Origin of the sequence: Ruegeria sp. 6PALISEP08, from assembly GCF_001238295.1 — a bacterium.
Classification (GTDB): Bacteria; Pseudomonadota; Alphaproteobacteria; order Rhodobacterales; family Rhodobacteraceae; genus Ruegeria.
Genome location: NZ_LGXZ01000022.1, coordinates 13,361 through 33,137, shown reverse-complemented (window position 1 = coordinate 33,137; position 19,777 = coordinate 13,361). Strand labels below are relative to the sequence as shown.

The 19,777-nt window shown below is 55.1% G+C and carries 20 protein-coding genes and 2 pseudogenes; 18 read left to right on the top strand and 4 right to left on the bottom strand.

Annotated features, from left to right (window positions below; genetic code table 11):
* Positions 1–81: 81 nt before the first annotated feature.
* From ALB80_RS20985 to ALB80_RS20965, 5 genes are read left to right on the top strand one after another with little or no spacing between them, the layout of a single operon-like run.
* Positions 82–417, top strand: a complete 336-nt coding sequence (locus ALB80_RS20985) for a hypothetical protein (protein WP_050606056.1) — start codon at positions 82–84, stop codon at positions 415–417.
* Between the two features lie 58 nt (positions 418–475).
* Positions 476–943, top strand: coding sequence for a DUF411 domain-containing protein (locus ALB80_RS20980; RefSeq protein WP_050606055.1), 468 nt, complete (start codon positions 476–478; stop codon positions 941–943).
* Positions 943–1,407 (top strand): cytochrome c, encoded by a 465-nt coding sequence (locus ALB80_RS20975; protein ID WP_050606054.1) that lies wholly within the window; start codon positions 943–945, stop codon positions 1,405–1,407. Before ALB80_RS20980 ends, ALB80_RS20975 begins: the two co-directional genes overlap by 1 nt.
* Positions 1,408–1,419: 12 nt before the next feature.
* The gene (locus tag ALB80_RS20970) at positions 1,420–1,764 is read left to right on the top strand and encodes a copper resistance CopC family protein (protein WP_253276951.1); all 345 of its coding nucleotides are present in this window, start codon (positions 1,420–1,422) and stop codon (positions 1,762–1,764) included.
* On the top strand, positions 1,761–2,639 hold the full coding sequence (locus ALB80_RS20965) for a copper resistance D family protein (protein ID WP_050606053.1): 879 nt from the start codon (positions 1,761–1,763) through the stop codon (positions 2,637–2,639). The genes ALB80_RS20970 and ALB80_RS20965 overlap by 4 nt, the downstream gene beginning before the upstream one ends.
* 154 nt (positions 2,640–2,793) lie before the next feature.
* Here ALB80_RS20965 and ALB80_RS22060 read toward each other — a convergent pair.
* A pseudogene (locus ALB80_RS22060) lies at positions 2,794–3,550 on the bottom strand (IS5 family transposase).
* 195 nt (positions 3,551–3,745) lie between these two features.
* Positions 3,746–4,231, bottom strand: coding sequence for a GNAT family N-acetyltransferase (locus ALB80_RS20950; RefSeq protein ID WP_050606051.1), 486 nt, complete (start codon positions 4,229–4,231; stop codon positions 3,746–3,748).
* 290 nt (positions 4,232–4,521) lie between these two features.
* Here ALB80_RS20950 and ALB80_RS20945 point away from each other — a divergent pair, with 290 nt between their 5' ends.
* The 3 genes from ALB80_RS20945 (at position 4,522) to ALB80_RS22055 (ending at position 6,306) form a co-directional block, all read left to right on the top strand.
* Positions 4,522–5,142: a cysteine hydrolase gene (locus ALB80_RS20945; protein WP_050606050.1), complete on the top strand. Its 621-nt coding sequence runs from the start codon at positions 4,522–4,524 to the stop codon at positions 5,140–5,142.
* A 610-nt stretch (positions 5,143–5,752) separates the two neighbouring features.
* A complete protein-coding gene (locus tag ALB80_RS22850; RefSeq protein WP_256364034.1) occupies positions 5,753–5,887 on the top strand; it encodes a hypothetical protein in 135 nt (44 codons plus the stop codon).
* Positions 5,888–5,901: 14 nt separating this feature from the next.
* On the top strand, positions 5,902–6,306 hold the full coding sequence (locus tag ALB80_RS22055) for a GFA family protein (protein WP_083445417.1): 405 nt from the start codon (positions 5,902–5,904) through the stop codon (positions 6,304–6,306).
* Here the strand turns inward: ALB80_RS22055 and ALB80_RS20930 are convergent.
* The gene (locus tag ALB80_RS20930) at positions 6,255–7,085 is read right to left on the bottom strand and encodes a methyltransferase domain-containing protein (protein WP_253276950.1); all 831 of its coding nucleotides are present in this window, start codon (positions 7,083–7,085) and stop codon (positions 6,255–6,257) included. The genes ALB80_RS22055 and ALB80_RS20930 overlap by 52 nt on opposite strands.
* 214 nt (positions 7,086–7,299) lie before the next feature.
* Between ALB80_RS20930 and ALB80_RS20925 the strand changes: the two are divergent.
* Positions 7,300–7,812 (top strand): annotated as a pseudogene (locus ALB80_RS20925) (DUF6653 family protein).
* A 151-nt stretch (positions 7,813–7,963) separates the two neighbouring features.
* Here ALB80_RS20925 and ALB80_RS20920 read toward each other — a convergent pair.
* The gene (locus ALB80_RS20920) at positions 7,964–8,188 is read right to left on the bottom strand and encodes a hypothetical protein (protein WP_050606046.1); all 225 of its coding nucleotides are present in this window, start codon (positions 8,186–8,188) and stop codon (positions 7,964–7,966) included.
* Between ALB80_RS20920 and ALB80_RS20915 the strand changes: the two genes are divergently transcribed.
* The 9 genes from ALB80_RS20915 to ALB80_RS20875 all read left to right on the top strand — a co-directional run bounded on the left by ALB80_RS20915 (position 8,178) and on the right by ALB80_RS20875 (position 19,615).
* A complete protein-coding gene (locus ALB80_RS20915; RefSeq protein ID WP_083445416.1) occupies positions 8,178–9,170 on the top strand; it encodes a LysR substrate-binding domain-containing protein in 993 nt (330 codons plus the stop codon). The genes ALB80_RS20920 and ALB80_RS20915 overlap by 11 nt on opposite strands.
* A 198-nt stretch (positions 9,171–9,368) precedes the next feature.
* Positions 9,369–9,980: a GNAT family N-acetyltransferase gene (locus ALB80_RS20910; protein WP_050606044.1), complete on the top strand. Its 612-nt coding sequence runs from the start codon at positions 9,369–9,371 to the stop codon at positions 9,978–9,980.
* A 792-nt stretch (positions 9,981–10,772) separates the two neighbouring features.
* Positions 10,773–11,693, top strand: a complete 921-nt coding sequence (locus ALB80_RS20905; protein WP_253276947.1) for a LysR family transcriptional regulator — start codon at positions 10,773–10,775, stop codon at positions 11,691–11,693.
* Between the two features lie 100 nt (positions 11,694–11,793).
* The gene (locus ALB80_RS20900) at positions 11,794–13,881 is read left to right on the top strand and encodes a hydantoinase/oxoprolinase family protein (protein WP_050606043.1); all 2,088 of its coding nucleotides are present in this window, start codon (positions 11,794–11,796) and stop codon (positions 13,879–13,881) included.
* Positions 13,878–15,587 carry a hydantoinase B/oxoprolinase family protein gene (locus ALB80_RS20895; RefSeq protein ID WP_050606042.1) on the top strand — a complete coding sequence of 570 codons (1,710 nt, stop codon included), beginning with the start codon at positions 13,878–13,880 and terminating at the stop codon, positions 15,585–15,587. Before ALB80_RS20900 ends, ALB80_RS20895 begins: the two co-directional genes overlap by 4 nt.
* Positions 15,584–16,795 (top strand): FAD-binding oxidoreductase, encoded by a 1,212-nt coding sequence (locus tag ALB80_RS20890; RefSeq protein WP_050606041.1) that lies wholly within the window; start codon positions 15,584–15,586, stop codon positions 16,793–16,795. Before ALB80_RS20895 ends, ALB80_RS20890 begins: the two co-directional genes overlap by 4 nt.
* Positions 16,795–17,568, top strand: coding sequence for an HpcH/HpaI aldolase/citrate lyase family protein (locus tag ALB80_RS20885; RefSeq protein ID WP_050606040.1), 774 nt, complete (start codon positions 16,795–16,797; stop codon positions 17,566–17,568). The genes ALB80_RS20890 and ALB80_RS20885 overlap by 1 nt, the downstream gene beginning before the upstream one ends.
* Complete coding sequence (locus ALB80_RS20880) at positions 17,565–18,779, top strand: pyridoxal phosphate-dependent aminotransferase (protein WP_050606039.1); 1,215 nt, start codon at positions 17,565–17,567, stop codon at positions 18,777–18,779. Before ALB80_RS20885 ends, ALB80_RS20880 begins: the two co-directional genes overlap by 4 nt.
* Positions 18,776–19,615: an NAD(P)-dependent oxidoreductase gene (locus ALB80_RS20875; protein ID WP_050606038.1), complete on the top strand. Its 840-nt coding sequence runs from the start codon at positions 18,776–18,778 to the stop codon at positions 19,613–19,615. Before ALB80_RS20880 ends, ALB80_RS20875 begins: the two co-directional genes overlap by 4 nt.
* Positions 19,616–19,777: the final 162 nt, after the last annotated feature.

Sequence of the window (19,777 nt, the reverse complement as noted above, 5' to 3'; positions counted from 1 at the left end):
CAAAATGGGTGCAATTAGGATATATATGGCGAAACATTCTCGAAACTTGTCAAAACCTCATACCCCCAGTAGGTATTTGGTATGTTTCGCTTGCTCCTGTCGATACTTCTTGTTGTTGCATTCTTCGGCGCATCCGTAGCGTCCGTGAAGCATGGCTTGAACCATGGATCGGGTCATTCTGGTCATCATGCTCAAATGGCGGGCGACGATCCGTTGGCTAATGCCGAGAAAGCTGCTGCGGATTGTTGCGACACCACTAGCGGCATGGGTTCAACATCATGTTTTGGTGATCTTGTCGCCACGGCGGGGATTTCGCCGATTGCTCCATTGATGATCTCAGTGGGTGGTGTGACGTACGCTGGAGCCGATTTTTCGGGCCTCGCACTGGGTGTTCCCACCGGTCCTCCGAAAGCCTGAATGGCAACGGGCGCTCGCCCGCATTCCGTTCAAATTTCACATCAAAGGACCGACAGACATGATCACACGTCGTCACTTCACCAAACTGTCTGCAACTGCTCTCATCGCGACCGCTCTTCCCGTCCGTGCAGGCACCCCAATGCACGTGCTCAGTTCACCAGGTTGCGGATGTTGTCACGCATGGGCCGACTTGGCTCGCGCACGCGGCTACGCCGTCACCGTTGAGGAACTGACGGACCCCGAGGTACAGAAGTCAGCGCGGAGCATCCCGATGAACCTCGCGTCCTGTCACACTGTAGAAGCCGATGGTTATGTCTTTGAAGGCCATGTGCCGTTCGAAGCACTGGAAGCCGTATTGAAGGATCGGCCTGACATCACAGGGCTCGCTGTTCCTGGCATGCCAATGGGCTCCCCTGGTATGGGCGACGATCCGTCCGCCCGTTACGACGTCATTGCATTTGGGGGAGAGGCTGGGGCCGGTACGGTATACTACCGCGCGGGCACCGCGCAGCCGTTCGACACCTGATGCTAGGGCGCACAACACTCTTGGTCACCGGTGGGCTTGCGCTCGCCGGTTTCTCCGTAGCGTTCGTTTTGGCCCAAGCCTTTGAACCGGTCGGTCTTTTAACACCTGATGACGCGGAAGTTATCGCCGTTGGCCAAGATATATACGCGAACCAATGTGCTATCTGCCACGGTGAGAACCTTGAAGGACAGCCAAACTGGCGGATACGCGGCGAGGATGGTTTGCTACCAGCACCGCCGCATGACGCCACAGGGCATACGTGGCACCACGATGATGAAACGCTTTTCACCCTGACCAAATTTGGCCTGGCCGGACTGATGGAAAATGCGCCCCCAACCGGTATGCCGGTCTATGAAGGTGTGTTGAGCGATGGCGAAATCATAACGGTCCTATCTTTTATCAAGTCAACCTGGCCCTATGACCTTCGTGAGTACCACGACGAGTTGAATGCCCAATCCGAATAGAGGAAAAATCAGATGATCAAACAAACTCTTATCGGCTTGGTCGTAGCAATGGCTCCAATGCTTGCGGCCGCGCATTCAAAGTCCGAAGCAACGACACCGGCTGACGGTGCTACCGTTACGGAAGTGCCTGAGCTTTCCATGCGGTTCGATGATCCGATGCTCATCATCTCGGTCACGCTGACCTCACCCGATGGCGATGTCGAAATTGACCGCGAAACGGGTATGGACCCCGCCATAGAGTTCCGGGCTATGCCTTTGGAGGACCTTGCACCCGGAAGCTACCGCTTCGACTGGCGCGGTATGGCTTCCGACGGTCACCCGATGCAGGGCAGCTTCTCTTTCACGGTCGCTGAGTGATCGGTCTGGCACCCATTGACGGTGTTGTTGTCTTGGCCATTTTGGCGAAGGCACTTGGCTACGGCTCTGCGCTGCTAGCGATGGGTGGCGTCCTGTTCACGGTCCTCTTTGCCAAGCACGCTGAAGAGTCTGTTCTACGCCTTGCGCGGCAACTTGCGGTCGGAGCTGCGATTGTCGGTTTTGCCGTACTTGCTTTACGTTTTGGCATCAGAGCAGCGCGGATATCTGGGATGGGCTTTGAGGGCGCGACGGACCCAATGATGCTTGGTTTTGTTTGGGACAGTCCGCTTGGCACCGCCGCGATCTGGCGAGGGGTTGGTGAACTCGCGATATTGGCAGTCTTGCTCTCCCGAGTCGGGCAGTGGATCGCTTTGGTGGGCAGCCTTGCCGTAGCGTTTTCCTTTGCCCAGGTAGGACACTCGCTTGGAGAGCCTACAGCGGTTCTCGCTGTCTTGCTGGTTCTTCATTTGCTGGCTGCCGCGTTTTGGGTCGGTGCTCTCCTGCCTTTGCGCAAAGCGGCGCTCACTCCCAATGGGGCCGAACTACTGCACCACTTTGGCAGTGTCGCTGCTTATGGAGTTGCCGTCCTGATTGTTGCAGGCGCAGCGCTCGCATGGCTGCTCTCGGGCTCCTTGGCCGCCTTGTTCGGAACGGCGTATGGATTGGTGCTTTTGATCAAGATCGTGATCGTTTCTGCCCTGCTTTGTATAGCGGCGCTGAACAAGCTGAGATTTGTTCCGGCTCTCAGGGCTGAGAAGCGTGGCGCGACAATTGTTCTCCGACGGTCGATTTCAATAGAGATGTTGGCTGTTGTCCTGATCCTGCTTGCAACGGCGACCCTAACCAGTGTGACGACACCTCCCATCAATCTCTGACGGCCTAAGGTCCGAAGCAGGAGCTGCAAAGCCTTGTTACGAATGTCCGCTTAGGGCTGTGTCCGGTCCTGCGGTGAAAGTGGGCCAATGGCAGAAAAGTCCGCATACCGGTCGTTTGCACCGAGTGCAGCGAACGACCGCTTAGGGTAAGGATTCATAACCAATAGATGACGGTCGCAGCCAGAGCGATGGCTGAGAGGAAAACCTTGGGACAGCGATCATAGCGTGTCGCCACGCGCCGCCAGTCCTTGAGCCTGCCGAACATGATCTCGATGCGGTTGCGTCGTTTGTATCGGCGCTTGTCGTATCGAACCGGTGTCTTTCGTTTATTTCGGCTGGGGATGCATGCGCGTATCCCTTTGTCTTGTAACGCTTCTCAGAACCAGTCGGCATCATAGCCGCGGTCCCCGAGCAGCCAGTCGACCTTGGGCAGGCTGCTCAGTAACGCCCGCGCACCGATGTAGTCGCTGACCTGCCCAGCGGTGACGAACAGGCTGAGCGGTCGCCCGTGGCTGTCGCAGATTGCATGCAGTTTGGTATTCATGCCGCCCTTGGTTCTGCCGATCAGGCGTCCACGCCCCCTTTTTCGCGGCCATGCTGGTCGCAGTGCGATGCGCCTTCAAATAGGTAGCGTCGATCATCACGGTCTTTTCCTCGCCGTGCTCGGCAGCCAGGCCGACCATCATCTGCGCGAAGATGCCTTTCTCGCTCCAACGCTTCCATCGGCTGTAAAGCGTCTTGTGCGGACCATATTCCCGCGACGCATCCCGCCAGCGCAACCCATTGCGATTAATGAAGATAATCCCACTCAGAACCCGTCTGTCATCGACCCGTGGCTTGCCGTGCGACTTCGGGAAGAAAAGGGTAAGTTTGGCCATCTGCTCGTTGGTCTGCCAGTCAAGGTCGCTCATGTCACCGCTCCGTTTTCCGAGCCGTGAATCACGCAGCGCGTTGAAAATCAATGCATCCTGACCCTAGGAACTATGATTGCTTTGGGCTTGACGCTGACGTTCGCCTGAATATCGCGAGCGACTGCTATACGGAGGAAGCGGAAATCCTACCGCTAGGTTGAATGTCCACTCACCGTGGCTCAACCCAACAACGGTTCAAAGTTGCATAGACATTTCGTGCCAAGTCATTCCTCCATGATCAGAGGTTGATGGGCGAAGATAGTTGTACCCAAATCTCTGATAAAGCGGGACGTGATGCTCTTTACACATAAGGTGGATCGCGGATTTGCCCATTTTTCTCATGCGGCCGACGAATTCAGTCATCAATGCCCGCGATAGGCCTTTTTCTTGATGCGCCGGATCCACGACGACAGACATAATAACGACATTTGGCGCGTCGGGGTCATGCCCTACAAGTTCTTTGAATTCCTCGTCAGACATTTCAACGTTGTACGCACATCCGCAATTCACAAAACCAACAATCTCACCTTCGATTTCAAGAATGAGGAAACCATCGGGATAGACCTCGATTCTCTTTGCTATCTTTTCGAGGGTAGCTGCTTCGTCGCCTTCATAGGCATCAGTCTCGATCTCAAAGCATCGAATTGCATCAAAGGGTTGGGCATTTCGAAATCTGTTCATGCATTTACACTATGAACGATGGGTCAAGTTGTATAGCCGCCGTCGGTTTTGCTCGCATCATTGCTCAATCTGCGCTCAGCGCAGACACTCACTGCACTTACCCCTGGCGGCAGCTTTGCGGTCAATGTTGCCCCACCAGGCGCGGACACATGCTTTTCATTCCACAACAACGCAGCACACCCTTGACCGTAATCAGTTGCACATTTAGTCAAGTTTGATCTGCCCGCTGGGACGACCCGGCCAAGCAAGGGCGTTTTTTTCAGGACGACCTGGCAAGTTAGAGGTCGAACATGACAACTAAAACCAAACAAGCCAGGAAACTGATCGAGGGTAGACCTGCCCTAATCGTAATCGACATTCAAAAGAGCACGTTTATTGATGACAGCGAAGTACGCTCCATCGACAACATGCCGGGCTACAAACAGCGCATGATCACTGCGCGTGACTTGGTTGACGCCGCGCATGAGAACAAAGTGCCCGTCATCTTCGTTCAGGAAGTCCATCGTCCCGATCAGGTCGATTTCGGCAGGGAACTGGATGGTGACGAAGACATACACTGTCTCGAAGGTGATCCAAGAACGGAAGTTGCAAAAGATGAGATGGGATATCGCAAAGGTGACTACATCGTCCCGAAGCGACGGTATTCTGCCTTTTTTGGAACCGATTTCGAAATCCTGCTGCGCGGTTTAAAAGTAGACACACTTTTATTGTGCGGCGGTTTGACGGATGTTTGTGTGCACTACACATTCGTCGATGGCCACCAATCAGACTACTTCTGCCGCGTTGTAGAGGACTGCGTTGGCGGGTCATCTGTCCAAGCCCATGAAGCTGCTCTCAAAGCAATGGAGTATCTACAAACCGGCGCTGTTCAGAGCCGAGAAGCAGTGATCAATGCGATCACCTCGCTCTAAATTGCAATCGAACTGTTAGTAGCAGTTTGGGCGCACAGTTATTTAGGGTGCAGAAACGGGTGGAGATTTTTGTTGCTTGATCGCCTTGGACTTGCCCACTTGATACAGAAGATACCGACACTTTCAGTGCAAGCCTTTGAGTTTGCGACGATGACCCTTCAAAACCTCGCTTGCATCGCAATCCAGCCGTCGGCGCGTATAATGCGAATATGACAAGAGATATTGAATCTAACGCTCAGACAATTGCTGATGCCCTGACCTCTGCCCAGCAGATACCTAAACTGTCTTCAGAGGCAGGACAGCTATCGCTGGATGACGCATATTCGATTGCAAGTCGCGTCCGAAAGCTTCAGGGCAAAAAGAGAGTCGGCAGAAAAGTCGGCTTCACGAACCGCACGATTTGGCCTGTTTACGGTGTGGATCAACCCATTTGGGGAGAGGTACACGCAGATGGGCTGTTTTCGACTGATCAGCCGGTAAACTTGCAAGGTATTCAGAACCGAGGATTGAACCAGAAATCGTACTAGGCCTTGGCTATGCGCCAACGGCTGAAATGAACAATAAGCAGTTGGCCGATTGCGTGGAGTGGGTCGCTCCAGGATTTGAAATCGTGCAATCGATTTATCCCGACTGGAAATTCTCGGTCGAAGATTCAATCGCAGCACAAGGATTGCACGGCTGCCTTGTTCTTGGCGACAAAATCGCGGCGACGCATGATGTTTTGATCGACTTCTATCCTTTCTAGGTGGAGGAGAAGACATGAGTGATAAGATCGAAGGCGGCTGCAAATGTGGGCTGGTGCGATATTCTGGATTTCGCTCTGACCTTCCGATGTTTCGATGTCACTGCCGAGATTGCCAGCAGCTCACCGGCTCGGGACCTTCAGAGATGGTGCCCCTTGTGGCCAAATCTGTTTCGATTGGCGATGCGCTCAAAACATTTGAAATGGCAGGAGGATCAGGGCTGTCGACCTTTAGCGGGTTTTACCCGAACTGTGGCTCACCGCTGATCCGTAGAAGTGAACGGATGAGTGACTGCATCTACGTCCATGCGGCATCAATGGACGATCCCTCCAAGTATCATCCGGCGAAATCGATCTACAGCGAAGCAGCTCAGGCTTGGGACGAAGCAGTGATAACAACTGAAGGGGCAGGCACAAAGTAACCTCGAATGTCTTTGTTTACTTCCGCCTGAACGCGCGTTGCCAAATCCGCACGTATTGCATCACGCCGTTCTTTCGGCTGACGCTTGAGGAGCGATGCCGCACGCACTGCACCCCCATCAAAAACATCAAAAAGCATCATAGGATCTGAAACGCACAATTCGCTTGCAACATCGATAAGCCGCACATTGCGGAAACCTGCTCTTTCGACCAACGGTTTGGCAATTCCGCTGTCTGCGAGCATGTGCGCATCCGGGCCCGCAGGCAGAGAGATAGATGGGTCGGCCAGACGTTCAACAACATCGAACAGCCAGCCAAACGCCCCATCTGATCCTTTGCCACGCCAAATCGAGAAGGCAACTCTACCGCCCGGTTTCAGCACTCTGTTCACTTCTCTCAGGCCGCGTTCGGGGTCTGGAAAATGTGGGACGCCGAACCCGATTGTGACCGCATCAAAGGTGTGATCTGGAAACTCCATTGCCATTGCATCACCCTGTACGAACCGCGCTGTTGGCACAGCTGATTGGGCAAGCTCAATCATTGGTTCAGAGAAATCCAAACCCGTTACACCCGAGCCGCGGACCACAAGCTCTGCTGCTACGACACCATGTCCGGTGCACAGATCAAGAACTTTGCAGTTCGGCCCAGCAGCGACTTCGTTTGCAAGCTTTCTGGCAACCAGGCGCGTCGCCATTTCAAAGCCGTCGGCATACCCTTTAGCAATAGACGGATCCGCCCATCCTTGGCGTTCCATTATCTCAAAGTCTGCTGTATCAGTCACTTCAGCCCCCTAAAGCTCCAAATTGTGACAAGAATACACTCAAGCAAGGTTCGGGCCAGATGTGTTTTTCAAGCTTTGTCAGGATCGATCCGGATATTCGCCATGTAATCGCGAGCGCCTGATCTTAACCAAAGGACGAGACTTGAAAGCGGTTGTGATAAGTAGCGGATGGATTCAATCTCAATAATGAGATTGCAGTTTCTGGAGTGACCCGATGGATATAGTTCGACTTTCCGAACGCCTCATAGGTATGAAAGACGAGGTTTGGCTGCGGCATACAAACCCTTGGTCGGTCTGGACCCGCGTATTGACACCGCTGCCCCTTTTGGCGCTGGCGATCTGGAGTCGGGCTTGGATTGGTGGTTGGGCATGGGTTGCCGTCGGCGTGGTTTTGGTCTGGGTCTGGATCAATCCGCGTGCGTTTTCCCGACCTAAGACCTTCGAGAGCTGGTCAGCCCAAGGAGTATTGGGCGAGCGTGTCTGGCTGCGACACCGAGTCAAGATTGCGGCTCATCATATACGAGTGGCCAAAGCACTGGCCTATGTCAGCGGATTAGGTCTTCTGCCGTTTGCATAAGGCCTTTGGCTATTCGACTTGGGGTTCACATGCCTCGGCATGGTTGTGATCTCCAGTGGAAAGATGTGGTTTGTTGACCGAATGGCGTGGATCTGGAGCGACTTTTTGCGTGATGGTAGGGTGCTGGAAAACCTGGCGGCTGGGACGTAGGCCCAATCGCTTATCCTTCCACGCCAGCCCCCAAGTCTTGCTCCCCGGGCAGGCTCCTACCTTTTAGCAAAAGATTAACTGGACTCGTGGGTCAATTGGATCGCCTGAATCAAAGAAGCGTTGCCACCATCGTGCAATCAAGCTTTGGGTTTCAGCGGATCAGAGGCGCACTCATTATCTTCTTTCTCTCGATGTCCAACTCGTCGATTCCTGCATCTCTAAGCAGTCGATGCGTCAGGTGGACTGGGTTGCGACCTGTTTGTATCGACGGCTTGAGAAAGCTCAGAAGCCATCCCCTCAAATCAAATCGGCCAAAGTGCTTTGGAGCTGCCTTAGTTTCGTGAATCTCAAACTCGTTTTTATCAATGGGTTTCATAGTCGCCTCCAGAAATTGTCATTCCTCGACCATGCAACGCTGCGACCTTCGCCCTCAAACGTTGATACTTGACACCTATTGTTCCAAAAAGTCACAAAGGGTCGTGCCGAGACTTTTACCCCCCCTAAACGCATTGCGCGCCTTTGAAGCGGCGGGTCGATTGGGCAGTTTCACCAAGGCCGCCGCAGAGTTGGGCGTCTCCCATTCCGCCATTTCCCGACATGTAAGAGGGCTGGAGGCGCGTCTGAACGTTCATCTCTTCCGCACCCAGAACAGCGGTGTTGCACTGACCGATCAAGGTCGAACATACCTGACGGAGATTACTCCGGCCTTTGACCGGATCGCTCTGGCTACGGAGGCACTTTCGGTTCCTCCCAAAGGCACCGTTACGCTGACGACAGAAACCACAGTTGCCCAGAAATGGCTAATCCCTCGGCTTACAAGTCTTAAGACCCGTCACCCCGAAATTGATCTGAAACTGTCCGTAACTACTAAGGTCATGGATATTGAAGCCCATGATTTCGACATTGGGGTGAGATATTTGAGAACCGGATCGGTTGATGGATACCATCTGCTGTTTCAATCTGAAGTTCGGGCTTATGCGGCACCCGGTTTTGCGCCGATTTCAGATGGCAAATTGGATATTGAGGCGCTTGCTCGCGGCCCTTTGATTGAAGAAGCTACGTTCAGCCTGTGGACTGATTGGTTCAAGCGGGCCGGACTTAATGAGGTCCCTGACCTCAAATTGCCCCATCCACTTGGCGCATTATTGGCAATCCAATCGGCAGTCGCCGGTCTAGGAGCAGTGCTGATGGACAAGAATTTATGTGGACCTGAACTTCAATCAGGCGTTTTGGTTGAACTCGCGGACATCGAAATCCCATTCGGCGGGTATTACCTGGCAGTCAACAATCGCGCCGGGCGCCGCAAAGCCGTTCGCGCCGTCTGCCAATGGCTGATCGATGAATGCGCAAGCAATTGAGGAAACGAAAGGCTGAAAGCCCGTGCTATTGATTTATCGCAATTCGCAAAAGATTGAGACGATCCCGTCGACTGTTACTGCTTTGTCCCTGTTCAAACACAATCGCCAAGCGCCAAAAGCTAACGTTGTGCCAAGTATTTACGCCATTTGTTTTGGGAGAAATACCGAATGACTAGTTCAGAGATCGTAGTTCGACGAATGTCAGAAACAGACAATGATGCAATGTCTAAACTGCTTGGGGATGTTTTTAGCAGGCGTGATCCTCCCGCCGTTTCAACTAAGTTCTCGCTTGAAAAGCTCGAAAAGATCGCCGAACTATTTGGATCAAAATCAGCAAAGGAGGGTTTGTCGTCTGTTGCTCTCAATGAAGCTTCTGGTGAAATAGTAGGCGCAGTTCTGGCACATGACTTCGGTCAACCGCCCCCTGATGGGATTGATGCAGTGGATTTGGACTCTGAGCCAGTCATCAAGCTAATTGATGAGCTGGAAGGCTTTTTTTCAAAGACGCACGACATTCAGGAAGAGAGGTTTCTTCATATATTCATGATCGCCGTGCGTGATGATTTCTCAAGAAGAGGAATTGCGCAAAGCTTGCTGGACTCTTGTCTAAGCCAAGCTGAAAGATCTGGCTACCGGATTGCTTTCGCCGAAGCGACAAACCGGTTTTCACAAAACTTGTTTTTGAAAGCGGGCTTCGCCAGCACTCATTCGATTGGCTACGAAGACTTCGAACTCAACGGGCAGCGACCTTTTCTGGACATCAAGGATGAAGGGGCTTGTGTGCTAATGGAACTCGATCTTTCGACGTAAGTCCGATTTTCTTTTGACAAAAAGCGAATTCGCCAGCTTTTTGGTACGCCCGTCACAAAAGGTCGTTTTCGGCCGTCAGCATCGACTTGAAAGCACCCATGGGGCCATTACCGTCTTGCATGACGACCAGGAGTTTTGACCTGATATCAGAAGCTAACTCGATGGTACAACATGACGCGCCGGAAGTTTTTGAAGCGATTGAGAACGCGAACCCCTACGCAAAAGAGGTCAGGCAACGGTTCTTTGGTTTGGCGTTCGAACTGAGTTCCAATTTGGAAGATAGCGAGGAGCACGATTGAGCAGCTACCTGCGCCTAGCCCCGTTCCTCGCGACGATGAATGCGGCCGCACCCTGCTCTGGACGCCGTTTGTGTTGGCCTGCTACCAAGCAGTGAAGGCCTCAGAGGAAGGAGGTGCGCGATGAGTATGGCGCACGATGCCTAGTAAAGATAATTACTGACCTGAGCCCCAGATTTTCTCCACGTCCCGGAGATTCCTTGGGTTTGGTTTGATTGCGTTGGGCGGCCAGTTTGTCCGACGCAACAGGCCAAAAGGATGTCCGCTATGGGGCTCAGTGTTGACGTTCGCCGCGGTGATCAGGGTTGGCTTTTTGCCGGTCGATCTGGACATTCGAAACTAGACATTGCGGATCCCGAGATGCGGGACAAAGCCGACCTCTCGTTCGTAGTTCTTAACGTCTACTGTTGGCCCATCGCGACGATAGTCACTATATGGCAGGTGTGGCATTTCATGCCAGTTGCTTACGGCGAAATGTCATGCATGATCATGAAAAATGATCCTGCGGGCCGTAATGATAAAAAGTCAGATCACTTTAAAGCAACTCGAAGCTTTTGCCTTTGTCGTGGACACTGGCACCTTCCGAGCCGCCGCGACTGCTCTCGGAACAACGCAGCCTAATATCTCATCCCGAATTTCTGCTCTGGAAATGGCTTTGGATGTTGCGCTTCTTTATCGAGATGCAGGTTCCGTACGCCTGACCGAGAAGGGTCGGGAGCTCCTCGTTCTAACACGAGACATTCTTCGCGCCGGAGAAGCCCTGTTGGAAGCAGCGGGACGGCAAGAGTTGATCGAAGAACGCCTTCGGCTTGGTGTCACAGAACTTGTCGCTTGCACATGGCTGCAAACGTTCCTGCGGCTATTGCGACAGGAGTACCCAAACCTGCGCGTCGAGCTGGAGGTCGATCTATCCCTTCAGATTGAGGAGCGCTTGCGCGAAGGACGGATCGATCTGGCGCTGCAGAACGGTCCCTTTGCATTTCAAGCCACCGGCGAACAGGCGTTGGCCGAGGAACCTTATGTTTGGGTCGCCAACACAGACCTTGCAAACGAGCTAGCAGGCGGGGCATCGGTCGCGCGTTTCTTTGACAAGGCCGTCTTGACCCATGCCCGTCATACGAGCGCTGCACGTGCGCTGCACGAGCTGGCTGCGACGGGTGGCTATGACGCGGGCAAGATCATTCACTCAAGCGCTCTGTCCGCGTGTCTTCCAATGGTCAATGAAGGCTTGGGGGTTGCGTTACTGCCCCGGTCGCTGGTCTCGGAAGAGATGAAAGACGGACGTTTGCAATCGCTCAAGTCGGATTGGATTGCGCCACCGCTTTCGTTTTTTGCCCGTTTCAACGCGGATCGTGCACCGCGCTTCGTTGCCAAGGCTTGTGAGATTGCAGCATCCGTTCGGCCAGCGGACAAGTAAGATAACTTAAATTTATCAGGTATAGAAAATCTATTGATTTGATTTCTGCTCTCTCGCAGGACCTACTGCCCTGAATTCAAGTGGTGCAGTGGAGATCATAATGAAGGCCCAATCTATTCGCATGGGTGTCGACATTGGCGGCACCTTCACGGATGTAGTCCTCGAAAACGGCGGTGAACAGCACTCCACAAAAGTCCTGACGACCTATGCTGCACCGGAAAACGCCATTATCGACGGCATGCATCAGGTTTGCGCAAAGGCAGGTGTTGAACCATCCGAGATCGAACAGATCATTCACGGCACGACTCTTGCGACCAATGCCCTGATTGAGCGGCGTGGGGCAAAAACCGCACTGATTACAACCGAAGGCTTTCGCGATGTGATCGAAATGCGGACAGAAAGCCGGTTTGAGCAATATGACCTGAACCTGAGTTTACCCGACCCGCTGCTACCCCGACAGATGCGGTTCACGGTTCCGGGTCGGGTGAACGCGAAGGGTGAAATCCTCGTCGATCTTGATCGCGCGGATGTTGAGGCAGTGGTGGACCGGATCGCGGGAGCGGGGTTTGAAAGTGTCGCCGTGGGGCTGATCCATTCGTACCTTAACCCCGTCCATGAGGAATTGGTACGCGAGGTGCTGGCCGAAAAACTACCCGATGTATCTGTGTCGATTTCTTCGGAAGTATCGCCCCAAATGCGGGAATATGAGCGGTTCAATACCGTTGTCGCAAATGCCTATATCATGCCTTTGATGGCCTCGTATCTTGGGCGGCTAGAAGACCGCCTGAGCGGCGAGGGTGTGAGATGCCGAATCTTCCTGATGCATTCAGGAGGCGGGATCATCTCGATCCAGAATGCCGCCGATTTCCCGGTCCGACTAGTGGAAAGTGGTCCTGCGGGGGGCGCAGTTTTCGCGGCGCATATCGCGGCGCGCTACGGCCTCGATAAAGTCCTATCTTTCGACATGGGCGGTACGACGGCCAAGATTTGCCTGATCAAGAACCAGAACCCCAAAACCAGTCGTGTGTTCGAGGTGGCCCGAACTTATCGCTTCAAGAAGGGGTCGGGTATGCCGATCTCGATTCCGGTGATCGACATGGTAGAAATCGGGGCTGGTGGTGGATCATTGGCCCATGTGGATGGCATGCGGCAGATCCGCGTCGGCCCGGAAAGCGCCGGATCGGAGCCGGGGCCTGCTTGCTATGGACGAGGCGGGCAGCGTCCGGGAGTGACCGACGCCGATCTGGTGCTCGGCAAGCTGGACCCAAACAATTTTGCCGGTGGTTCGATCCAGTTGCATCCCGACAATTCCAAAACGGCCCTTGCCGCTCATGTGGGCGACACGCTGGAGATGGACGCGGTTGAGGCTGCCTTTGGCGTGGCTGAAGTTGTTGATGAGAACATGGCCAATGCCGCGCGCGTGCATGCGGTAGAGAATGGTGAGGACCTGAGCGAATACACGATGATCGCGTTTGGCGGAGCAGCCCCGCTGCATGCGGGTCGTCTTTGTGAGAAGTTGGGTGTGGAGCGCCTATTGGTGCCGCCCGGGGCTGGGGTTGGCTCGGCTATCGGCTTTTTGCGTGCGCCGTTCAGCTTCGAGGCCAATCGCTCGGTGTACATGAAGCTCAGCGACTTTGATGGTGAGAAGATCAAGAGCCTGCTCACCGATCTCAAAGCCGAGGCGACAGGGTTCGTGCGTACTTGCGACGACGTCAGCCCTATCTTGTCAGAGTTCAAAGTGTATATGCGCTACACGGGTCAGGGATGGGAAATCCCCATCGATCTGACGGAAGAACAGGCGATGAATCCGGATGCCGCCGTGTTTAAGGGGCGGTTCGAAGAAGACTACACGAAACTTTTCGGTCGTCCGGTCGCAGGGATGGATATCGAGATCACCGTCTGGTCCGTGAATGCCACAACGCCGCCTGAGGAGGTGTCCCGAATTTCCGAAACCGGTGGAAGCGCGCTCGTGGCATTGAACGGGACACGGCAGCTTTTTGACGCGGCGAGCACTTCGTATCTCGATGCGCAGGTCATTGACCGAAATTCCATGGAAACGGGCGAAAGGGCTAGTGGCCCTGCCGCAGTGACCGAAGCGGAAACGACGATCATTGTCCCTGCGAGCCGGGATGCCATTCGCCAACCGGACGGTTGTATCGACGTGGTGGCGAAAGGAGTAGCACAATGAGCCAGGACCACTCCAAAGTCTCCTATCAGGTGATGTGGAACCGCCTAATCTCTGTCGTTGAGGAGCAGGCGCAGGCACTCGTTCGGACGGCATTTTCGACATCGGTTCGCGAGGCTGGAGACCTTTCCGCAGGGGTCTATGACACCCATGGCAATATGCTCGCCCAAGCGGTGACCGGCACACCCGGCCATGTGAACGCTATGGCGGATGCGGTTGCGCATTTCATTCGCCGGATCGGGCGGCAGAATATGATTGAGGGCGATGTTTATATCACCAATGACCCGTGGGAGGGCACAGGACACCTGCATGACATCACGATGGTCACACCGTCGTTCCACAAGGGTTCACTTGTCGGATTCTTCGCCTGCACGGCGCATATTGTAGACATCGGCGGGCGTGGCTTTGGCGCTGATGCGCAAAGCGTCTATGAGGAAGGTCTCTATATTCCGATCATGAAGTTCGCGGACAAAGGTGAAGTTGATGAGACATTGGTGCGGATCATCCGGGGCAATGTCCGCGAGCCCGATCAGTTGATCGGCGACATCTACGCGCTCGCTACCTGTAACGAGATCGGCCACCGTCGCCTGATCGACATGATGGAGGAGTTTGATCTGCGCCATCTGGACGGCATTGCAAACTTCATCCTCGAAAACTCCCGTCGCGCGACGCTCGATGCGATAGCAGCTTTGCCGCAAACCTCAGCCATAGGCGAAATGACGATGGACGGGTTCGACGTGCCGATCACGCTGAAGGTCAAAGTCAGCGTCGAAGGGGACCGGATCGTGACCGATTTCACCGGTACATCTGGTCTCGACAAAAAAGGCATCAACTGCCCGCTGGTCTACACCAAGGCCTATGCCTGTTATGCGCTCAAAGTCGCCATTGCGCCCGAGATCCCGAACAACGCTGCCTCGCTTGCCCCGTTCGAAATCACAGCGCCGGAAAACTCCATCGTCAACGCGCTGCACCCCGCACCGGTCGCCCTGCGCCACATCGTGGGGCATTTCGTGCCGGACGCGGTCTATGACGCCTTCGACAAGATCGTGCCGGGCCTCGTGCCCGCTGAAGGCGCAGGGTGCTTGTGCAACTTTCAAGTCAGCCTACGCCCCCGGAGCGATGCGCCCGCACCCTCAGATGCGCGGCGATCAGAGGTTCTGACATTCAACTCTGGCGGCTCCGGCGCGCGGCCTGAACATGATGGGATGAACGCAACCGCCTTTCCTTCAGGAGTTATGACTATGCCCATTGAGGCCACGGAACACGCAGGCCCCGTCATTATCTGGCGCAAAGAGCTGCGTCCTGACAGTGGCGGCGCGGGAAGGACACGCGGTGGTCTTGGGCAATACATGGAGGTCGGCGCGCAAGAGGGCCACGAGTTTGACATTCAGGCAATGTTCGACCGCGGGACCTATCCTGCACGAGGTCGGCGCGGCGGTCATAACGGTGCGAACACAACAATTGAACGCAGTGACGGTGCGGTAATGCATGTCAAAGGCAAACAATTCGTAACGCATGGAGAACGGGTGATCATGGCTTTCCCAGGCGGAGCTGGCTACGGCGATCCATCTGAGCGGTCCAATGACCTTGTTAAACGCGATCTGGCTCGCGGATACATATCGCCCGAGACAGCGCAACAAGACTACGGTTTGTCGAAAGGCGACATCGCAGCGGTTCAAGCAGCCGTGGCAAAGGGAGAGAACCTATGAACAACCAAAGCCCAACGCAAAAGAGCTACGATATTGTCATCGTTGGCGGCGCTATCATGGGTGCCTCCACCGCTTGGTTCTTGTCCGAAAACAAGGATTTCGACGGCTCGGTCCTCGTGGTTGAGCGGGACATGACCTTTGAAGCGTGTTCCACCACCCACACGAATTCCTGCATGCGGCAGCAGTTCTCGACCGAGCTCAACGTTCGGATCAGTCAGTTTGCGGCTGACTTCGTTAAAAACCTTCGCAGCTATATGGGCGGTGACGAACGCGTGCCGGAACTTGGCATTCGGTCGTTTGGCTACATGTATTTTGCGGACAATGAAGGCTTCGCTGAAGTGCTGCGTAAAAGCCAACAAGTGCAACTGGCGGCCGGTGCCGCAACCCAGTTGATGACGCCAGACGAGATCGAGGCGGCTTATCCGTTCTACAATGTCGATGACATCGTGCTTGGGTCGATCAACCTTGTGGACGAAGGGTACTGGGACGGGGCGGCGGTCAACGACTGGTGGCGCAGGCAAAGCCGCGAACGCGGGGTTGAGTGGATCCAGAACGAAGTGGTCGCCATGACCCGCAATGCCTCGGGCACCAAAGTGGAAAGCATAACACTCGCCTCGGGCGAGGTTATCTCTTGCGGTCAAGTCGTGAACGCGTCCGGTCCGCGCGCTGATCGCACAGCGAGGATGGCAGGGATCGAGGTGCCGGTTGAACCACGCAAACGTTTCTCGTGGATTTTCAAAGCCGAGCAGCCTCTTGATCAGGACTTGCCGCTAACAATCGACCCGTCGGGTGTGCATGTGCGCGAAAATGGCGGCGGGACGTATCAATGCGGCGGCCATTCCGACTACGACCCTGCCGTCGACTATGACGACTACGTCATGGACCATTCCATGTGGGAAAACCACGTTTGGCCGATCCTCGCGACTCGCATCCCCAAGTTCGAGGCCATCAAAGTACAGTCCGAATGGGGCGGGCACTATGCGATGAACACCTTTGACCACAACGCGATCATGGGGCCACACACCGAGGTGTCGAACTTTATCTTCCTCAATGGCTTCTCTGGCCACGGGCTGCAGCAATCCCCTGCCATGGGGCGCGGCACAGCGGAATGGCTGACTTACGGTGAATACCGCGCGCTCGACATGACCCCGTTCAACTTTGAGCGGATCCCGGCTGGGCGTCCGATCATTGAGAAGGCAGTGATCTGATGCAACTCGCTTCCAACGTGTTCACGCGCGCCCTCGCCTCGGGGGATAAGCAAATCGGCGTTTGGATCAGCCTGTGCAGCAACTTCGCGGCAGAGGTCGTCAGCACCGCAGGCTATGACTGGGCGCTCATCGACATGGAGCACAGCGCCAACGACTATTTCAGCGTTCTTGGTCAGCTTCAAGCCTTCGCCGCATCTTCAACAACGGCTTTGGTTCGCGTCGAATGGAACGACGCCGTGGCGGTCAAACGTTTGCTGGACCTCGGCGCGCCGGGGCTGCTGTTTCCGATGATCCAATCGGTTGAGGAAGCCGAGAGGGCTGTTGCCGCGACGCGCTACCCGCCACGTGGCATCCGCGGCGTATCAGGGGCGACTCGGGCAACAGCCTTTGGCCGGATTTCCAACTATACTGCCCGCGTTGAAGAAGAAACCGCCGTGCTCTTGCAGCTTGAAACGCGTGCCGCTGTAGAACAGGCAGAAGCCATCAGTGCTGTGGACGGTGTCAGTGGGATATTCTTCGGCCCTGCCGATATTGCTGCTGACATTGGCAAGCTGGGCAAACCTCTGGACCCAGAGGCCTGGGCGCTGATCAAACCTGCCGCGCAAAAGCTGATCGCCAAGGGCATGCCGGTTGGCACTTTGGTAACAGACCCTGGCTTTGCCGCAGAGCTCTTGAACGAGGGCTTTACCTTTGTGGCCATCGCGACAGATACAGGGCTTTTGGCGCGGGCTGCAGATGCAGCTTTGGCACAGACCAAAGGCGCGCTGACATGAGCTTTGCCGCGTCCCGCTTAGCACAGGTCAAGCCGTCAGCGTCCGCTTGGGTCAGCCAGGCGGCGAAAGAAGCCAAAGCGCGCGGCGAGGACGTCATTGACCTCGGGCTGGGTGAGCCGGATTTCGACACGCCTGGTCACATCAAGGAGGCAGCACATCAAGCCGCCCTTCGCAGCGAAACGAAGTACCCGCCCACCAATGGCACACTGACCATGCGGCAAGCGGTCGTGGATAAGCTGAGGCGCAAGAACAATCTGGATTTTGCCCTAGACGAGGTCATTGTCTCAAACGGTGCCAAGCAGGTGCTTTTCAGCGCCTTCATGGCAACCTTGGAGCCGGGCGATGAGGTATTGCTGTGCGCGCCATATTTTGGGCAGTACAAGGACATCGTAACAATCTTGGGCGGAGTGACCGTGCCGCTGATTTGCCCACAGGAGGCAGGGTTCCGCCTGATGCCTGAGCAACTGTCCAAGGCGATTACGCCCAAGACACGGTGGATTCTGCTGAACCAGCCTTCGAACCCCTCGGGCGCAGTTTATTCGGATGACGAGATCAAAGCTCTTGGGGCTGTGCTTGCTGATCATGAGCGCGTATTGATCCTGTCTGATGAAATCTATGAACACATTCTCTTTGACGACCGTGTCTTCCGATCCTTCGTAGCACTCTGTCCGGACCTCCAAAACCGCACGCTAACGGTCAACGGCGTCTCTAAAGCCTATGCCATGACCGGTTGGCGCATCGGTTATGGCGCAGGGCCAAAAGACTTGATCGTGGCCATGACGAAAGTGCAAAGTCAGATATCATCCGGAGCCTGCTCCATTGCGCAGGCGGGAGCCGCTGCGGCACTGAATGGACCGCAAGAGGATGTCCGCCGCTTCTGCGCTGCATTCGAACGACGCCGCGACCTCGTGGTGGAGCGCGTTGCGCACATCCCGGGATTAACGCTCGAGGCACCGGGCGGTGCATTCTACAGCCTGATTGGCTGCGCCGACCTCATCGGGGCAAAAACCCCTGATGGCGACACCATCACGGATGACACTGACGTCACGGCCTTTCTTTTGAAAGCGGCACGTGTCGCCGCCGTGCCGGGCAGCGCATACGACCTGTCGCCGTTCTTTCGCATCTCAACCGCCGCCTCAGAAGAGGTTTTGAACACGGCGATGGATCGCATCGCCGCTGCTGTTGCCGACCTTGAAGGAATACACCCATGAAGAAAATCGTCCTCACCGGCGCCGCTGGTCGCCTTGGTTCTTATCTACGGGAGCCCTTGTCGAAGATGTGCGAAGAGTTCGTATCTTCCGACATTGCTGAAAGCGTTTCGAATCTTGGTACAAACGAAACCTATGTGAAGGCCGATATCACTGATCTCGATGCTATGGTCGCGGTGTTAGAAGGTGCCGACATGGTCGTGCATTTCGGTGCCGTCGGGGATGAGGCCCCGATGGAGGTACTCTGGGGCCCGAACTTTTATGGTGCCTATACTGTCTGGGAAGCAGCCTACCGCAACAAGCTGCGGCGTGTTGTCTATGCTTCCTCCATCCACGCTGTGGGCATGCACAAGAAAACGGACTTCATTGGCGTCGACGCGCCGCACAAGCCCGACACGTTCTATGGGCTTGCCAAGTGTTTTGCCGAGGACCTTGCAAGCCTCTACTGGGATAAGCGCGGACTGGAATCCGTGTGCATGCGCATCCTGTCCTGCGCACAGCCGACCAATTCACGCGCTGTGGGAACATGGCTGAGCTATGATGACATGATTCACATGGTCGAACGCGCCATCACCACGCCGATCACAGGGTTTAGCGTCGTTTATGGTGTTTCTAACAACGACCGCGCACCGGTCGACAACGCCAAGGCACAACACTTGGGTTACCGCCCCAAGGACAATGCCGAGCAATTTGCGGCGGAAATCCACGCTGAAGAGGGGCCGCTCGATCCTCACGAACCGGCAAATACACACCACGGAGGCCCGTTTGCCGCCGTTGAATTAGGCAACAGTGGCATGGCCCACCTGAACTTGAACGCAGATGACACGGGGAAGGACTGAACTCATGGACAAAGTAGCTTTGATCACGGCAGGCGGCTCTGGCATGGGCGCGGATTCTGCCCGAGCAAATCGCCACTTGGGTCGGTTTTCTAATTTCGCCGGCCGGTGATGTTTCCAGTGGGAATGTGATTATTCTGAATCAAGGGCGCGACGTCAGGTAGC

What these genes read in the sequence shown, in the direction of transcription:
- ALB80_RS20980 (WP_050606055.1), top strand. Translation starts at nt 476, where the DNA reads ATGATCACACGTCGTCACTTCACCAAACTGTCTGCAACTGCTCTCATC.
- ALB80_RS20945 (WP_050606050.1), top strand. Translation starts at nt 4,522, where the DNA reads ATGACAACTAAAACCAAACAAGCCAGGAAACTGATCGAGGGTAGACCT.
- ALB80_RS20985 (WP_050606056.1), top strand. Translation starts at nt 82, where the DNA reads ATGTTTCGCTTGCTCCTGTCGATACTTCTTGTTGTTGCATTCTTCGGC.
- ALB80_RS20975 (WP_050606054.1), top strand. Translation starts at nt 943, where the DNA reads ATGCTAGGGCGCACAACACTCTTGGTCACCGGTGGGCTTGCGCTCGCC.
- ALB80_RS20920 (WP_050606046.1), bottom strand. Translation starts at nt 8,188, where the DNA reads ATGAAACCCATTGATAAAAACGAGTTTGAGATTCACGAAACTAAGGCA.
- ALB80_RS20915 (WP_083445416.1), top strand. Translation starts at nt 8,178, where the DNA reads ATGGGTTTCATAGTCGCCTCCAGAAATTGTCATTCCTCGACCATGCAA.
- ALB80_RS20905 (WP_253276947.1), top strand. Translation starts at nt 10,773, where the DNA reads ATGATCCTGCGGGCCGTAATGATAAAAAGTCAGATCACTTTAAAGCAA.
- ALB80_RS20885 (WP_050606040.1), top strand. Translation starts at nt 16,795, where the DNA reads ATGCAACTCGCTTCCAACGTGTTCACGCGCGCCCTCGCCTCGGGGGAT.
- ALB80_RS20880 (WP_050606039.1), top strand. Translation starts at nt 17,565, where the DNA reads ATGAGCTTTGCCGCGTCCCGCTTAGCACAGGTCAAGCCGTCAGCGTCC.
- ALB80_RS20895 (WP_050606042.1), top strand. Translation starts at nt 13,878, where the DNA reads ATGAGCCAGGACCACTCCAAAGTCTCCTATCAGGTGATGTGGAACCGC.
- ALB80_RS20875 (WP_050606038.1), top strand. Translation starts at nt 18,776, where the DNA reads ATGAAGAAAATCGTCCTCACCGGCGCCGCTGGTCGCCTTGGTTCTTAT.
- ALB80_RS20950 (WP_050606051.1), bottom strand. Translation starts at nt 4,231, where the DNA reads ATGAACAGATTTCGAAATGCCCAACCCTTTGATGCAATTCGATGCTTT.
- ALB80_RS20890 (WP_050606041.1), top strand. Translation starts at nt 15,584, where the DNA reads ATGAACAACCAAAGCCCAACGCAAAAGAGCTACGATATTGTCATCGTT.
- ALB80_RS20910 (WP_050606044.1), top strand. Translation starts at nt 9,369, where the DNA reads ATGTCAGAAACAGACAATGATGCAATGTCTAAACTGCTTGGGGATGTT.
- ALB80_RS20900 (WP_050606043.1), top strand. Translation starts at nt 11,794, where the DNA reads ATGAAGGCCCAATCTATTCGCATGGGTGTCGACATTGGCGGCACCTTC.
- ALB80_RS20970 (WP_253276951.1), top strand. Translation starts at nt 1,420, where the DNA reads ATGATCAAACAAACTCTTATCGGCTTGGTCGTAGCAATGGCTCCAATG.
- ALB80_RS22055 (WP_083445417.1), top strand. Translation starts at nt 5,902, where the DNA reads ATGAGTGATAAGATCGAAGGCGGCTGCAAATGTGGGCTGGTGCGATAT.